We start from the raw sequence: 16,518 nt of genomic DNA, 5'->3' as shown, positions 1-16,518 counted from the left end.
AGGTATAACAGGTGACAACACCGACAACTGAGCAAACTAATGTGTCACAAGATGTGGATCATGGGGCGCTCAGCAAAAAAGAAACCCGAGACATAGTAACCCCCTACGCATTTCATGTGCCCCCTGAACTGTTTGGCACTCCTTTGGCCAGACCGATAAAAAGAGCGGGGGCCTTTTGTATTGATATTGCCCTGGTGGGATTAGTCAGTCAGGCCAGCAGTTTACTGTTGGCGGCGGTTGCCGCCATCACTTTTTTTCGAGCCGGTAACCGACTTAAACAAAAAAAAAGCTACAATGTGGGGCGGGTTTTGTTGCGTTTAATCGGTGCTCTGTTGTTATTTATATTAGCTGCTGGCGTCCTGGATGTGGTGCAGGAAATCATCGACTCAGGAGATGAGACGGATAAGCTGCGCCAAGAACTGGTAGACAAGGGCGCAGATAGCCATTTGCAGATTGACGATCTGAACAGTGTCGAAGGTTTAGCGTTAATCGGACTTACCGCTAAATATATGCTTAAAACCAAGGGAGTAGGTGACGATATCGCCAGTGGAACCTGTGCCCAAGCCTTGCCGTGCTGGCGTGAACTCGGTCAAGATCTAGCCGAGGATTTGGCTTCTTTGGGTCTTGGGGAAGAGGACGTTGAGCCAGTATTTGAACAGCTGCTTGAACAGGCAAGTGCCACGCTGACGCCGATTGAAGTTGCCAAATTGGAAACCCAGCTCTTACACACTTTTGCCCAAAATAAAAACACCGATAATGCCGGCTTAGCAGAAAGTCTGCCAGAGGCGGGCATAAAACTTTCTGATCGTGAAGAGACACCAATGGTAGATGCCAAGTCAGGGGAGAAATCAGCACAAAGTGAATGGCTGGATAAGTTGGCGGAGATTGAGCCCGCGGAAAAACGTTTGGCGTCGGACAATCCCAGTATAATTGACTGGGTCCTGGGACTTGCTACGGATATGGGTCTGGGGTTTGGCTGGGCAGCCGTTTATTTCAGTGTCTTTACCGCCAGATGGCGAGGGCAAACCCCGGGTAAACGTTTGTTTGGCATACAGGTGATTAAACTTGATGGCAGTAGTTTGAATTTGTGGGAGAGTTTCGGTCGTTATGGTGGCTACGGAGCTGGCGTAGCTACGGGTTTATTGGGTTTTATCCAGATATACTGGGATCCCAATCGTCAGGCTATTCAGGATAAAATTTCCGAAACACTGGTCATCGATCTGCGCCGGGAAAAAGTGCCTTTTGCGCAATCCGAGCAAGTGGAGCAATAGGGTATGGCCAATAGGTTGAATCAATTATTGAAAAATTGGCTGACCAGCAAAGACGAGCAACAATGGGTACTGGCGACCATAATCGAAACCGCTGGCTCATCCTATCGCAAGGCCGGAGCGATGATGATGATCAACGATCTCGGTCAATATTTTGGTTTGTTAAGTGGCGGCTGCCTGGAATCTGACATTATGTTACAAGCGCGGCGGTGCTGGGATACTGGGCATAACCGTATCGTTGAGTATGATATGCGCGAAGAGGAAGACCTGGCCTGGCAGCTAGGCATAGGTTGCGGTGGCATGGTCAAGATCCTACTCCAACCGGTCAGCGCTGAGAACCAGTATCTTAGCCTGGACAGGCTTTACCAGTACTTAGGCAACAGCCAAAGTTGTGAATATCAACAACTTATTCACCAAAACTTGCCCCAAAACACCCTGTTAGCTGTTGGTAGTCAGGGGCAAGCAGCTGACGATCCCTTAGCCTGTTTTCGACAAATTATTAAACCGGCGCCACATTTAGCGGTGTTTGGTGGAGGCGTCGATGCACGGCCGGTGGTGGCTATCGCCATGCAACTTGGCTGGCAATTGACCTTAATCGATCCCAGGACCAGTTATGCCCGCAGTGGGCAGTTCGACCCGTCTATAGTTATTGTTCGCCAACCGCTAGACGAACTTGAGGCCAGCGTCTGGTTACAACAGATAGATATGGCCCTGATCATGACCCATAATATCAAACTTGACGCCCAGTCCTTAGCGCTTGTTCAGCATAGTTCTGCCCGTTATGTGGGAATGCTTGGGCCATTACATCGAACCGAACGGGTGCTGGAGCATATCAAATTGTGCCGGAGCGATTTGTGCAAACCCTTAGCCAATCCTGTGGGTTTGCGCCTGGGAGGCGAATTACCTGAGTCAATTGCCTTGTCGATGTTAGCCGAAGCCCATGCTTATATCGAACAGGCTGATGGTCAATCGATCAGCGGCATGTTGGGTAGATGAATATCGCAGGGGCCATGTTAGCCGCAGGCAATAGCCGCCGCTTTAACGGTATTAAACAATTGACGATATTGCATGATATACCTCTGATCGCCCGGGTGATTGGGCAATATGCCGTTAATGGTCACCTGATGCGTGAGTTACAAAGTATGACTGTGATCCTCGGAGCTCATGCGGCGAAAATCGTACCGGTATTACCCAATTTTGTGCAAAGTAAAACCTGTGAAAACTGGCAACAAGGCATGGGTGCCAGCCTGGCATTTGCCGTGGAACAGCTAAACCAGGATGTGTCTCACTTACTGGTGGTTTTAGGGGACCAGGTGGACGTCAGCCATGATCTGATCAGCCTATTAATACACCATTGCCACCAGAGTCCGGATAAGATCATTGCCGCAAAATATGCTGATATTTGTGGACCTCCTGTGATATTTCCCCGGCATTTTTTTGCCCAATTAGCTAAGCTTGAAGGTGATCAGGGGGCACGAGCCTTACTAAAAATTCACTGGCAACAGGTTGAGGCTATCGATATGCCACAAGCCCAGACCGATATTGATACCCAGGCCGATTTGCAATGCTGGTTAGCCGCCCAATCGGAGTAATCAACCTTATGCCTTTAACCCAAAACGTCAATAGGGCGAACACTGGAGATGAAGATGATAAGTTTTACGTTGAATAAGCAAACAATAGAGCTGGAAGCCCAGCCGGATATGCCTTTGTTATGGGCTTTACGTGACATCTTGCATATGACGGGCACTAAATATGGTTGTGGTATTGCCCAGTGTGGCGCCTGCACCGTGCATCTGGATGGTCAGCCGATCCGCGCCTGCGTGATGCCATTGTCGGCCATAGCCGGTAAGTCGGTTGACACCATAGAAGGGTTGTCGCCAGATGCCAGCCATCCCGTGCAACAAGCCTGGCTGAAACATGATGTTCCCCAATGCGGATATTGCCAGTCAGGACAGATAATGAGTGCTGTGGCCCTTTTACAGGAGCACCCGGATCCAGATGATGCCACTATCGATAACTATATGCAGGGTAATATATGTCGCTGTGGCACGTATCCACGGATCAAGGCCGCCATCAAAACTGCCGCCCAGCAGCCATTAAGCAAATATTCTTTGGCTAAAAATGTGGGGGCTGAGGCATGAAACAGACTACGGAAATTCGAAATATCAGTCGCCGGGCATTTTTGAAATATACTGGCGTGGCCAGCGGTGCGCTGATCCTTGGCACCCTAATGCCAATCTATACTCAGGCATGGGCCCGGGCTAATCCGTCGGCCAACAAGCTGGAGAATCAGCTAAATTTATTTGTCAGCATAGACACAGATGGTAGCGTGAATATCGTATGTCATCGCAGTGAAATGGGGCAGGGCATACGCACAGGCATTCCCCAAGTAGTGGCAGAGGAGCTGTGTGCCGACTGGTCCAAAGTAAAGGTTATACAAGGTTTGGCTAATGAAGAGTACGGCAGCCAAAATACCGATGGTTCCCGTTCAATTAGGCGTTTTTACACCAAAATGCGCGAAATGGGCGCAACGGCCCGGGCCATGTTAGAGCAAGCCGCTGCCGATACTTGGCAGGTCCCCGTCTCTCAGGTGTATGCACAAAACTCCATGGTATTGCATAAGAAATCCCAACGCCAGCTAGGCTTTGGTGAACTGGCAGAGGCGGCGGCAAAACTTGCCCCCCCGGCAGCGGATAAACTTACCTTTAAATCGCCGGATACCTTTACCTTGATTGGTAAGCCAGTCAGCTCTGTTGACTTACCCCAAGTGCTGACTGGAGATACAGTGTTTGGCCAGGATATTTATCTGGATGAAATGTTGTTCGCCAGCATAGAGCGATGCCCGGTAGTGGGGGGCAAGGTAAAAAGTTTTGATAAAAAGGCTGCTATGCAAGTTGCCGGAGTACAGTCTGTGGTGCTGATGCCAGAGCAGAGTTTACCTGTGGCCTTTAAACCTTTTAACGGAGTGGCCGTTTTAGCCAGTAATACCTGGTCAGCCATGCAAGGGCGACAAAAGCTGACTATCGAGTGGGACTTGGGCGCCAACCAGACCCATGATTCGACGCGTTACCTGGCGGACTTAAAACAGAAAATTGTCACCAAAGGTAAAGTGTTTCGCAGTGCTGGTGATGCCTATCAAGCCTATGACAGCGCAACAAGCAAACATTCAGCGACCTATACTGTACCTTATTTAGTGCATGCGCCAATGGAGCCGCCTGCGGCCACCGCGGTGTTTAAAAATGGTCAGTGTGAAGTCTGGGCCTGTACCCAAACTCCTCAATCTACCCAACAAAATGTGGCCAAGGCACTGGATATAAAGACATCTGAGGTCACAGTAAATGTCACCTTGCTCGGCGGCGGGTTTGGGCGTAAATCTAAACCGGATTTTTCAGTGGAGGCCGCACTTCTGGCCAAGGAAACAGGCAAACCAGTCAAAGTGGTGTGGAGCCGAGAGGACGATGTGCGCCAGGGCTATTATCACGCCATCAGTGCCCAGCATTTTCAAGCCGGATTCGATGCCAACGGCCAGGTAACCAGCTGGCTGCAACGTACCGCGTTTCCCAGTATTAGCTGGACCTTTACCGGTACCACAGATGAGCCGCAAAACGGTGAATTATCCTTAGGTTTTGGCGATGTACCTGTGGCGGTGGCTAATTTGTCCTGTGAAACCCATAAGGCCACCGGCCACATTCGTATTGGCTGGATACGCTCCGTAAGTAATATTCAACATGGTTTTGCGCTGGGTTCTTTTGTGGATGAACTTGCGGTTGCCAGTGAGCTAACGACGGACAAAATGTGGCTACAATTGATAGGTGAAGATCGCTATATTGACCCCAGACCCCAGGGCTTTGAATATGAAAATTACGGGGAGTCTTTCGAAACTTTTCCCCTTGATACCCAGCGGCTCAAGTATGTACTCACGGAACTAATGGCCAAAACACCGGTTAATGTTAAACCCCAGGTAAATGAAGGATGGGGAATAAGCGTGCATCGCAGTTTTGTGTCTTACGTCGCGGTGGCCACCAAGGTTAAAGTACAAGATGGCAAGGTTAGGGTGCTGGAAATGCATTCAGTTATAGACGCCGGCACTATAGTCAATCCCGACCGAGTGAAATCCCAGCAGGAAGGCGCCATGATCTTTGGTTTGTCTATCGCTTTGATGGGGGAGGTGAGCGTTAAAGACGGCGCGGTGGTGCAGTCAAACTACCATGATTATCCGGTGTTACGCATGCATCAGAGTCCAAAGATCTATACCCATATCGTTGCATCTACCGCCCCTCCTGGGGGAGTGGGCGAGCCGGGGGTGCCACCGGTAGCGGCCTCGGTGACCAATGCGATTTTTCATGCTAGTGGTAAACGTATACGGGATTTGCCGGTTAACAAACACTTTAGCCTATGATCTGATTATGGGGTTTTGGCTTGGTAGAGATCTTTTTGGCTATTGGTCAGCTAAAAATCATGTCGTGGCCGGAGCTCTGCCAAGCTAAATATAGATCGTCATGGCAGGATCTTCACCTGCCATGACATGATGGCAATGGGCTTCGATACCCAGCAATTTGTCACTGTTGACAATAGTGATAGGGCATAAGGTACTGACCAGCTGTTTTTTCATCTTGATCAAGTCAAACTCCAACAAAACTTGTCCCTGATTGAAGTGTTGTCCGGGTTTGATCAGTCGTTTGAAACCTTCCCCAAACATGTGTTCTGAGCCGATACCTAATTGGATCAATAGCTGTAAACCATTTTTGGCTTGCAAGCGCATTTGATGGCCCAATTCATTCAAGACCATGACTTGGCCTGCACAGGGAGCGAGTAATTGATACCCAGTGGGCTCAATTGCCACGCCTTCACCAAAAACTCGTTGACTAAATAATGAGCAGGGTACGAGAGCCAGGGTTTGAACCCTGCCGGTCAGGGGGCTAATCAGGGGCAGTTTTTTACGAAAGTCACCTGGTGCTCGCGGGTCGATCAACTTATCATATAGTCCCATTAACTATTAACTTTGTAACCGTCATTACGTAGGGCCTTAGTGGCCGTATCCAAATGAGTTTGTTTAATCAAGAAAAAATCTGTTTCAAAAGTTGAGAGTACAAAAATACTGACCTTAGCTTTAGCCAATACCGAACCTATTTGCGCCATGATCCCCACCATAGACAGGTTTAACGGACCTAAGACTTCTAACGCCCGCCAGTCAGTATCAGAATCATCGCTGATGATCCTGATACTAGCCGGGATGACGATAGACAGCTCGTCATGGGTTTTGCCGATAAAATAAATCGGTGCAGTGAATACCACTGGTGGTATGGGGGCGATATCAGGCAAACTGTGGATAGTGAACATTTCGGGATGCAGGGCTAACGTTTGTTTTGGCATGTCGATTCCTTTGCTTGATAAGATTTTATTGTGCGTGAGCACATCGTTAAGTCAAGTACCAGGTTGCCGATCCAGCGTGTTATGGTAAATCTCCCGAAACCTGTTGCTTATTTAGCTCTAAACTGATTGTTATTCACATTTATGCCAAATATGACTCAGGTTATCCACTGATTCTGTGGATAACCTTGTTGAGTTCTTTTTATATCGTGCTTAATTGTTTGATATGCTTAGCTATTTTAGTGCTGGTCGGAAAACGCACAAGACCAGCATTTACAGCGCTCAAATAAATAGCCATAAGCTCCAGTGAGCAATTTTGGGATTGCTTAAATCCTGTAGTTGGGTGTTAAACAGGTTAACAAAACCAACTTAGGGATCGGATCTCCAGCGGCGATCATAACGCTTTGATCTGGGTTATATCCGGTTTTAGTAAAAATTGATGCAAATATGCCGCGAGTTGTTCTGTTTGCTTAAGCACCGTCTGCCAATACTGAATACGTACATCGGCTGGCATTTTGGTGAAATCGTCGCGATCCGGTATTTTGCCATAAGGTAAAGTGGCGATGAATTTGGCAGAGGGCACCAACATCACGGTTTTGGCATAGTTTTTTGGGGCGATAACCCGAGCCAGATCTTTGTCAAACCATCCGGCCTTGGGCTGAGCATTAAAATGTGGGTAAAGGGTTAAGCCCGGACTGTTTTGCAAGGAAATATCAAAGTGGTAATCGATGAGCCCCCCATCCCGATACATGCCCTTTGGCGCGCCAGGAATATCCTTGATCCCTAACATGACCATAGGAATAGAGCCTGAGGCTAACAGTGAGGCTTTAATATTGTCTTGGCTTAATGCCACGTTGTGTGTTGTAAACCCACTGTCATCATTAATCAGTATTGCACTACGGGGATGATGAAAGACAATACGTTCGTATTGCCTGGTAAGTAGTTTACGGTTTACCCGGTTTAGTGCGTAACTTTTAACTAAGCCAGCTATTTGTAAGGTTTTACGCTCCGACGCCACAAAGCCGTTTGTTTTAGCCACCAAAAAATGTGCTTTAAAGATAGGGTTGTCGATGACTTCTTGTGCGCCCTTATCACCAAACACGCGATCTAGCAATTGGCTAGCACTGAGACTAATGTCATAGGAAGTGACATTGTCGGCGTAGGTGGATTCTGAGTAATACTTAGCTAAGCGGCTTATAGCTGCCACCGGATCATTTTGGGCAAAACAAGCTGCGCGAAATGCGCCTGCAGAAGAACCGATTAAATTTAGCTCTTGGCGCCTGCCGCTAAAAAATTCGCTGAACAAATATTTATCCAAACCAAAAAGTGTGAACCATTTTGGCCCACCACTGGCACCTAAAAATGCGCTGAATAGCGATGGGCTAAAACCTTCCTTTTGGATTGTCGTCATGGCAGTTTTGCCTGCATATATATCTAACATTCTAAGATCATAAAATTTCCGAATTTACCTCATCGCAGTCTACAACATGTCAAGAAAAAATGGCCTTAGTATTCGCCACAAAAACAGCATATTGGCTTAGCGGCAGGATAGCGCTGCACGATAATAATAAAGTCAAATCAGTACATTATTTCGCTAAAATAAGATTAATTGCCTATAAAAAGAGTCTTTTCACAACGAAATGCAACATAGAAAAGAGAATAATTTACGCTGCGTTTAGTTCAGTGGTAATTTACATTTCATTTTAATAACTTATTAATTTTATTAGATAAAGGTGAAGTCCGGCGATTGAATTATGTCTTGTAGTGAACTTAAATTACCGTCGATGGTTAGTTTATTTAACGGTTTTTGCTTGCTGGAATTAAAAATTCCGGTTAGTTTTGTTTTCGCCGATATCTTTTAGGGAACAATTTTGAACAGACAATGGCAGGCATTAACAGTCGTAACTGCCCTTTCTGTTTTGTTGAATTATTATGGTCAAAGCTACCTTGCTTTACTGGCAATGCTGTTTTTTGCAGTTTGGTTGACAAGACGTAAGGCAGCATATGGTACAAACGGACCTGTTTCATCAAAACTAGAGGAAAGTCCCCCTTCTTTAGCGCGAGTGCACAGCTCCCAGTTATTGCCGGACGTCATACCGGCAATTGTCGAATGCGAAACTAATATAGGCGATATTCGCACTACCCAGGCCGATGCCGTGAGTTTGCTCAATAGTGCTTTTGCAGAACTTCAAAGCATGATCGATTTGCAAAGTAGCAGTATCTTAAGTCTGATTCGGGTTGATGACGATAGTGACGAGCTTTATAGCGATAGAATGCGTGATTTTGCTAATAACACTGAAATTACGCTAGACCGCTTTATTCAAACCACTGTAGATATGTCTGCGGCATCCATGGAACTACTCGATCGGGTAAATAAGATCCATGAAGCCTTGCCAGTCGTTATGCAAGCATTAAAAGATATAGACGGCATTGCCTCCCAAACTAATCTATTGGCTCTAAATGCAGCGATTGAAGCCGCGCGAGCAGGAGAGCACGGTAGAGGATTCGCGGTAGTAGCCGATGAGGTTCGTTCGCTATCCAGTCGTTCGTCAGAATTCAGTGACAGTATTCAAAAACGCCTAAGATTTATCAATAACGAAATCGGTGCACTGACGGATGAAGTGGGCAGCCTTGCATCCTACGATGTTACCTATGTAATTGACGCCAAAAGAGATATTAAGAGTGCGCTGGCGGGGATCATTCATAAAGCTGAATCAGATGCCAAGGTCACTAACAATCTGGATGAGATTTCTCATAATCTTGAAACCGCCTTGGGGCAGGCCATCAGAGCATTGCAATTTGACGATATTAATAACCAGAATTTGGCTTTTACCAAAGAGACTTTAGGGTACATCAACGAACTGTTAAACATCATTGCCAACCTGGACGATGAGGCCAAGCTAGATGAGTTTAACCGCTGCCGGGATGCATTTCGGGCCAATCGTCACAACAAATATAATCCCGTTTCATCAGATAGTATGGATGCGGGCGAGTTAGAGCTTTTCTAATCATAATGGGACATGAATGAGCGATATACGAGTTTTAAATATACCTCCGAGATTTGATTTTGGACAGCACAAAAGCTTTACAGAGCAATATAACCTAATGGTTGAAGACACCAAGTGCAGCAAAATAGTGATGGACTTTTCTAACACTGAATACCTCGATAGCTCGGCATTAGGCATGATGGTATTGTTAAATAAAAAGGCTAAAACAAACAATAAAAAAGTGTCAATTAAAGGAGCGCAGGGGAATGCTAAAGACATTTTACTCATCGCTAACTTTGAAAAGCTTTTTGATTTCGAATAACGACAATGCACAAAAAACCATTAGAAAACGCTGACGTGCTGTTAGTAGATGATGATGTTAGTTTTTGCCAAGCTGTAGGTGCTTATCTTAGTAACAAAGGACTCTTGGTACATATTGCTTTGAATTTGCAAGCGGCTAAAGATATTGCAAGTAAGCGTTTATTCAATGTGATTTTGCTCGATAGTTTATTGCCTGATGGGACTGGTATTGAATTTCTGCGTTTTGTACGTGAAAAACATATCTCGTCGCCAGTGTTGATGATCACTGCGGATGAAAATCAGATATCTATGCAGCAATACTTTTCGTTGGGTATCAGTGCTTATTTGCTTAAGCCGGTGAAGATGGAATTACTTTGGTTGGTTTTACACCGTAGTTACACCGCGTATCAGAACGAACAGGAACTTCGGTTACAGAATAAACGATTAGAATTGCTGCTCGATGAGCAGCAGCAAGAAGAAGATTTAGCCAGGCATGTATATCGTCATCTCTCTCAGGCATCGTCTGAGAAAAACGCTGCTATTCGCACACACATGCAGTCGTCAAAATCATTTAACGGCGATTTTTTTATCTCGGAGCAATATCCTAACGGAAATAGCTTAATGATGTTAATGGATGGCACAGGGCATGGTTTGGCTTCCGCCATTAGTATCTTGCCTGTTGTAACCACCACCCGTGCCATGCTGCAAAAAGGCATTCCATTACAGCAGATTATGCACGAAATTAATTCGAAATTATTTGCTAAAATACCTGAGGACAGATTTGTAGCGCTCATCGGCATCGAAATCGATCATCAACGCAAAGAGATTAATATCATCAATGCAGGTATGCCCGATGTATTATTGATGGGTGATGATGGCGAAATTTTGCATAGCATTTGTTCCCGTTCACTGCCCTTGGGCATAGTCGATAAAAATGATTTTTCACCGCAAATTGATTCCTTCCCATTAGCCGCTGGGCAGCACCTGTTTTTTTACAGCGACGGATTGACTGAGCAGCGTTCGTCACAGGATCAGGCGTTTGGTAAAAAAGGATTACACGCTGTGTTTGCCCGGTGTTCAAAAGCGCTGATGATTTTTGATGAGGTTTTGGCTTCATTTGAAAAACATTGCGCAGATACGCTTATAGAGGACGATGCCTCTGTTTGTTATGTGGATCTGCAAGCGTTGCATATATCACATCATACCGACATGTCTGAACACTATAGAAAACAAAACGGTCATCTTGATTTTAACTTGGATGTTGCCGGAAATTTATTGGCCACCACTAATCTGGTTACAACAGTTGACGATGTGCTGCGCAGAATGAATTTAAGCGCCAAGTTACGGCAAAAAGCTTTTACCGTTGTTTCTGAATTAGTTAACAATGCTCTGGATCATGGGGTATTGCAGTTAGATTCGAGCCTTAAACAAGATATAGAAGGATTTTCGCTCTATTTGGAGGAGCGCGTTACACGTTTGCTAAGTTTAGATCAGGAAGATCGTATCAAACTTTCCCTAAACTTTGAACCAGAGCAAGAGCAGCTTAATTTTACTATTAGTGATAGTGGTCAAGGCTATCAACATGATTTGCTAAAAAATATGGGAGAAGGGGCACTGTCTGGCAGAGGGCTTAAACTCGTTAAACAACTTTGTACGCAGATGAGTGTATATGCTTCGGGAAACAGAACTTCAGTAATCATTAAATGAGAATAAACTGACTATGAGTAAACATATATTAATCGTTGACGATTCAGCCTCCATCAGGCAAATGGTCGAAATGACTTTAAAATCAGCATCCTATAATGTCACCACCGCCAATGACGGCCAAGCCGGTTTAGATTTGTGTAAAGTTAAACAATTCGATTTTGTATTAACCGATCAAAATATGCCGAGAATGGATGGATTGACCCTGATCAAGTCATTGCGCGCCATGGCCAATTACCGCACCACCCCTCTTATCGTGTTAACCACTGAATCAGGGGATGCCATGAAAGCCCAAGGCCGGGCGGCAGGTGCTACGGGGTGGATGGTTAAGCCGTTTGATCCAAAAAAGCTGCTTGAGGTTGCCGCAAAAGTCTTAGGTTAAGTGGTTAATGATTAATATGTTCATTTTGAACAATTTAACGGCACTAATATAATCGTTAGTGACGTTACCTGCGTAAGAAGGGCGAAGATTGAGTTTTTGGCTTTTGTCGCTATAAAAATCACCGAATAAATATTTATCCAAACTAAAGAGCCGGAGGCATTTTGGTCCGACGCAGGCACCTTTAAAGATCCTGAAATACGCTTGGCTAAAACCTTATATTTTGGTTGGTCACTAAGACAATGTGATCTGCATATTTATCATTTAAGTTTATAAATCTTCCTTGGTTGAAAAAAAGCAGTTTACAAAAAATTAATATCAATAGCGTAAAATTCCAACAAACCCCCGTATTTATTATTAGACATTAGTATGAGAAATTATATTGGAGCACAGAGTGTTTCTGTTTTTTTTGCATTGGATTTATGAGTCTAATTTGTATAAGCCACTGATTTGATTTGAAAAAAATAAATACCGTTGGTTATTTAATTGCTAAGTTACAAATTTTTATTGTTATTTGGGTTAGTAATTTATTGCTTGTGGTTTATTAAAAATGCCGTTAGTTTCGTGGACCAATAATTTACTCTTAGGTAAATATTTTGCACAAGCACTGGCAAATATTAATTGTCGTAACCGCCTTGTCTTTTTTGTTGAATTATTTTGAACAAATATACGTTGGAGTGTTACCAATACTGGTTTTTGCAACCTGGTTGATTAATAACAATCTGAAAAAAGTCACAGTCCAACCGGTTTCAGCAACGTTAAAGGAAAATTCAAGTTCTCAGTATCAAGACCACACCGCTAATTTGTTACCAGAAATCGTACCAGTGATTGCGGAGTGCGAAAATAATATAGATGGTATTAGCGCTACCCAGTCCGACGCAGTTAGCTTGCTCAATAGCGCATTTTCTGAACTGCAATCCATGATCAACTTGCAAGGCAAGAGTATTGTCAGTTTGATTACTGTGCAGGGGGATAGTGAAGCCCTATACAGTGATAATATGCGCGTGTTTGCCAATGGTACTGAAGTTACCTTGGACCGCTTTATTCAATCCACTGTCGATATGTCTGCGGCGTCGATGGAATTGCTCGATCGAGTAAATAAAATTCACGAAGCTTTGCCTCTGGTGATGCAAGCATTAAAAGACATAGACGGCATTGCCTCCCAAACCAATTTGCTGGCGCTAAACGCTGCTATTGAAGCTGCGAGGGCTGGAGAGCACGGCAGGGGGTTCGCGGTTGTGGCCGATGAAGTTCGTTCGCTGTCCAGCCGTTCGTCAGAATTCAGTGACAGTATTCAAAAGCGTTTAAGATTTATCAATGATGAAATAGGCGCACTGACTGATGAAGTGGGCACCCTTGCATCTTACGACGTTACTTATGTAATTGATGCCAAAAGAGATATTAAGCAGGCGTTGGCCGAAATTATTAATAAAGCAGAGTGTGATGCCAAGGTGATTAATCAGCTGGATGACATTTCTCGCAATTTGGATTCGGCCCTGGGACAAGCCATTAGAGCGCTACAGTTTGATGATATCAATATTCAGAACCTGTCTTATACCAAAGAGACATTAGGTTATGTCAACGAACTGCTAGACATACTTTGTGCAACTGGCGGTCATATCGATTTTGATACGTTTAACCGTTGCCTGGTTAATTTTAAAGAAAAACGTCAAAACAAACATAATCCCGTTTCATCAGACAATATGGATGCGGGCGAGCTAGAGCTATTCTAACTATTTTAGGGAAAGTGAATGAGTGAAAAACGGGTGTTAAATATCCCTCAAAGATTCGATTTTGGACAACATAAGTCCTTTACTGAACAATATAGTCAAATGTTGGAAGACCAAAATTGCAGCAAAATAGTAATGGATTTTTCTGCTACTGAATATCTGGATAGTTCGGCTTTGGGCATGATGGTATTACTAAACAAAAAAGCTAAAACAAACAATATTAAAGTATCTGTCACAGGGGCCGAAGGTAATGCCAAGGACATTTTGTTAATCGCCAATTTTGAAAAGCTGTTTGAGTTCGAATAAACCACATGGGTCTTAATCTACTAGAAAATTGCACCAGTCTCTCCTTGCACTTCGGATCTGAGCGCGGTCAGCTGGATATTTAGATTACTGATAGTGGTCAAGGTTATGACCATTTTTTTGACAAGAAAATAAAGGATGGAGCGAGTGTAACAGAGGATCCCATCGGGTAAACAACTCTGAGAGCAAGTACTGGTCTTCGCTCTGGGTAATCGAACTAGGGTAGTCATTAAATGAGAACTAACACATTATGAGCAAACATATATTAGTCGTCGACGACTCAGCATCCATTAGGCAAATGGTAGAAATGACTTTGAAGTCAGCTTCATATGCGGTTACAACGGCCAGCGACGGTCAAGCCGGACTAGATTTGTGTAAAGCTAAGCAATTCGACTTTGTTTTAACCGATCAAAATATGCCCCGTATGGACGGTTTAACCTTAATTAAATCCCTGCGCACTATGGCCAATTACCGCACAACCCCCCTTATCGTTTTAACGACTGAGTCGGGGGACGATATGAAAGCACAGGGCCGGGCCGCAGGCGCGACTGGGTGGATGGTAAAACCGTTTGATCCAAAGAAGCTGCTTGACGTTGCCGCAAAAGTCTTAGGTTAATGGGGTAAGGATTAATATGTCCATAGATATGGAACAGTTCCACGGAGTGTTTTTCGACGAAAGCCAAGAGCATTTGGCTGAGATGGAACAGCAGCTAATGGCTTTAGATTTAGCTCAACCGGATCCGGAGCAGCTAAATAGTATCTTCAGAGCGGCCCATTCTATTAAAGGTGGCAGTGGTATTTTCGGTTTCGACGCGCTGACCGGCCTTACCCATATTATGGAAAACCTGTTAGATAAAGCGCGAAAAAATAGCATAGAGCTGACTACACCAATAGTTGATTTACTGCTAGAAACCGTCGATCTGTTGAAGTTGACATTGGAGAACTATCGTAACCAGCTGCCAGTTGAACAAGACAGTATTGATGATGGTATAGCGCAGTTAAATACTCTGTTAAAGGAGGTCGAGGAGGATGAACTGGCCTCCAGTTCTGACGATTTAGATGGTTTTGGATTTTTCGAACCCTTGCCTGAAGCCGAGTCGGAAGAGCAAAACGACGATCCGTCCTTTGGTTTTTTTACACCGTTACCTAATGATAAAGATGATGCCGGGTTTGGTTTTTTTGACCAAGAAGATAAACCTGAGGTAGAAGAGGGTTATGGATTTTTTGAACCTCAAATAGCCAAAGAAAGTGCAAATCAGCCCAAGTCTGCTGCAAAACCAGTTGCCAACCCGAATAAGTCTATCATTGAATCATCATCCATTAGAGTGGATACCACCAAAATAGATTCGTTAGTTAATCTGGTTGGTGAGTTAGTTATCACTCAGTCAATGCTAACGTTGATCAGCTCAGAAATGGACAGTATTAATACCGATAAATTACATAATGCCATTGCTGAACTGACACGCAATACTCGCGAAATCCAGGAATCCGTGATGTCAATGCGTATGTTACCCATGCACTTTACCTTTAATCGTTTCCCTCGTGTCGTGCGAGACTTATCGTCTAAGCTGGGCAAAAAGGTCGATCTCAAAATTGAAGGTGGCAATACCGAAATAGACAAAAGCATGATCGAAAAATTAGTCGACCCGTTGACTCATTTGGTGCGTAACAGCATTGATCATGGTATTGAGAAAACCGGCGTCCGCGCCGCCCTCGGCAAAGCAGAAACCGGCACGGTTATCCTCAGGGCTGAACAAAAAGGTGGCAGTATTCTTATCAGTATTATCGATGATGGGGCGGGCCTAAACCGTGATCGTATATTAGCTAAGGCTGACGAAAATGGCTTGGTTGTTGATCACTCAATGCCGGATAAAGACGTATGGAAACTTATTTTTGAAGCAGGTTTTTCTACCGCAGATGAAGTCACTGATGTGTCTGGCCGAGGTGTGGGCATGGATGTGGTGCGACGTAACCTGGAGGCTATAGGCGGAAGGATCGAGATCGAATCCAGCGCCGGTGAAGGGTCAGCTTTTTATATTCATTTGCCACTGACCTTGGCCATAGTGGATGGCATTTGTGTATCAGTTGGTGAGCAAATATTTGTCGTGCCCCTGGTTAACATTATCGAATCTGTGCAGCCAGAGAAGAAACAAATGAAGTTGATCTCCAAAGAAAAACTGTTATGGATCCGCGACCAATATTGGCCGTTAGTCCATCTACACAAAAAAATGGAGATTGACAATGCCATCACTGAACCAAGCGAAGCGATAGTCATGTTGATTGAAAGCAGTAAGAAGCGGTTCGGCTTAGTGGTGGACAGCCTATTAGGCCAGCAGCAAGTGGTAATTAAAAGCCTGGAGCAAAATTACCGCCGAGTCGAAGGTATCGCGGGAGCAACTATCATGGGTGATGGTTGTGTTGCCTTGATACTAGATGTTGAGTCACTGGCTAATAATGTCATGACAGTTGATACATGA

16 protein-coding genes are annotated in these 16,518 nt (G+C 44.7%); 13 read left to right on the top strand and 3 right to left on the bottom strand.

Annotation, left to right across the window (positions count from 1 at the left end; all coding sequences use genetic code 11):
* The first annotated feature begins 11 nt into the window (after nt 1–11).
* The 5 genes from AC3RV5_RS13410 to AC3RV5_RS13390 are packed head-to-tail and all read left to right on the top strand — an operon-like array spanning nt 12 to nt 5,667.
* Nucleotides 12–1,271, top strand: coding sequence for an RDD family protein (locus AC3RV5_RS13410; protein ID WP_489728139.1), 1,260 nt, complete (start codon nt 12–14; stop codon nt 1,269–1,271).
* 3 nt (nt 1,272–1,274) lie between these two features.
* Nucleotides 1,275–2,264 carry an XdhC family protein gene (locus tag AC3RV5_RS13405; protein ID WP_489728138.1) on the top strand — a complete coding sequence of 330 codons (990 nt, stop codon included), beginning with the start codon at nt 1,275–1,277 and terminating at the stop codon, nt 2,262–2,264.
* A complete protein-coding gene (locus AC3RV5_RS13400) occupies nt 2,261–2,860 on the top strand; it encodes a nucleotidyltransferase family protein (RefSeq protein ID WP_489728137.1) in 600 nt (199 codons plus the stop codon). Before AC3RV5_RS13405 ends, AC3RV5_RS13400 begins: the two co-directional genes overlap by 4 nt.
* Nucleotides 2,861–2,914: 54 nt before the next feature.
* Nucleotides 2,915–3,409, top strand: coding sequence for a (2Fe-2S)-binding protein (locus AC3RV5_RS13395; protein ID WP_489728136.1), 495 nt, complete (start codon nt 2,915–2,917; stop codon nt 3,407–3,409).
* Entirely contained in the window at nt 3,406–5,667 is a 2,262-nt protein-coding gene (locus AC3RV5_RS13390; protein ID WP_489728135.1) for a xanthine dehydrogenase family protein molybdopterin-binding subunit, read from the top strand. The genes AC3RV5_RS13395 and AC3RV5_RS13390 overlap by 4 nt, the downstream gene beginning before the upstream one ends.
* 84 nt (nt 5,668–5,751) lie before the next feature.
* Here the strand turns inward: AC3RV5_RS13390 and AC3RV5_RS13385 are convergent, their stop codons facing one another.
* From AC3RV5_RS13385 to AC3RV5_RS13375, 3 genes are all read right to left on the bottom strand, one after another.
* Nucleotides 5,752–6,258 (bottom strand): PTS sugar transporter subunit IIA, encoded by a 507-nt coding sequence (locus AC3RV5_RS13385; protein WP_489728134.1) that lies wholly within the window; start codon nt 6,256–6,258, stop codon nt 5,752–5,754.
* Entirely contained in the window at nt 6,258–6,641 is a 384-nt protein-coding gene (locus tag AC3RV5_RS13380) for an ACT domain-containing protein (RefSeq protein ID WP_489728133.1), read from the bottom strand. Before AC3RV5_RS13380 ends, AC3RV5_RS13385 begins: the two co-directional genes overlap by 1 nt.
* A gap of 391 nt (nt 6,642–7,032) precedes the next feature.
* Nucleotides 7,033–8,079 carry a patatin-like phospholipase family protein gene (locus AC3RV5_RS13375; RefSeq protein ID WP_489728132.1) on the bottom strand — a complete coding sequence of 349 codons (1,047 nt, stop codon included), beginning with the start codon at nt 8,077–8,079 and terminating at the stop codon, nt 7,033–7,035.
* A 520-nt stretch (nt 8,080–8,599) separates the two neighbouring features.
* On the opposite strand from AC3RV5_RS13375, the gene AC3RV5_RS13370 reads away from it, so the two are divergent.
* The 8 genes from AC3RV5_RS13370 (at nt 8,600) to AC3RV5_RS13335 (ending at nt 16,518) form a co-directional block, all read left to right on the top strand.
* Nucleotides 8,600–9,646, top strand: coding sequence for a methyl-accepting chemotaxis protein (locus tag AC3RV5_RS13370; RefSeq protein ID WP_489732163.1), 1,047 nt, complete (start codon nt 8,600–8,602; stop codon nt 9,644–9,646).
* A 16-nt stretch (nt 9,647–9,662) separates the two neighbouring features.
* Entirely contained in the window at nt 9,663–9,947 is a 285-nt protein-coding gene (locus tag AC3RV5_RS13365; RefSeq protein ID WP_489728131.1) for an STAS domain-containing protein, read from the top strand.
* Between the two features lie 5 nt (nt 9,948–9,952).
* Nucleotides 9,953–11,632: an ATP-binding SpoIIE family protein phosphatase gene (locus AC3RV5_RS13360; protein WP_489728130.1), complete on the top strand. Its 1,680-nt coding sequence runs from the start codon at nt 9,953–9,955 to the stop codon at nt 11,630–11,632.
* 13 nt (nt 11,633–11,645) lie between these two features.
* Nucleotides 11,646–12,011, top strand: coding sequence for a response regulator (locus AC3RV5_RS13355; protein ID WP_489728129.1), 366 nt, complete (start codon nt 11,646–11,648; stop codon nt 12,009–12,011).
* A 593-nt stretch (nt 12,012–12,604) separates the two neighbouring features.
* A complete protein-coding gene (locus tag AC3RV5_RS13350; protein ID WP_489728128.1) occupies nt 12,605–13,741 on the top strand; it encodes a methyl-accepting chemotaxis protein in 1,137 nt (378 codons plus the stop codon).
* Nucleotides 13,742–13,759: 18 nt separating this feature from the next.
* Nucleotides 13,760–14,044, top strand: coding sequence for an STAS domain-containing protein (locus AC3RV5_RS13345; RefSeq protein ID WP_489728127.1), 285 nt, complete (start codon nt 13,760–13,762; stop codon nt 14,042–14,044).
* Nucleotides 14,045–14,291: 247 nt separating this feature from the next.
* Nucleotides 14,292–14,657, top strand: coding sequence for a response regulator (locus tag AC3RV5_RS13340; protein ID WP_489728126.1), 366 nt, complete (start codon nt 14,292–14,294; stop codon nt 14,655–14,657).
* A 16-nt stretch (nt 14,658–14,673) separates the two neighbouring features.
* On the top strand, nt 14,674–16,518 hold the full coding sequence (locus tag AC3RV5_RS13335; protein WP_489728125.1) for a chemotaxis protein CheA: 1,845 nt from the start codon (nt 14,674–14,676) through the stop codon (nt 16,516–16,518).

It is taken from the genome of Paraglaciecola sp. IT1134, from assembly GCF_058068185.1.
This window is presented reverse-complemented; position numbering and strand designations above follow the sequence as displayed.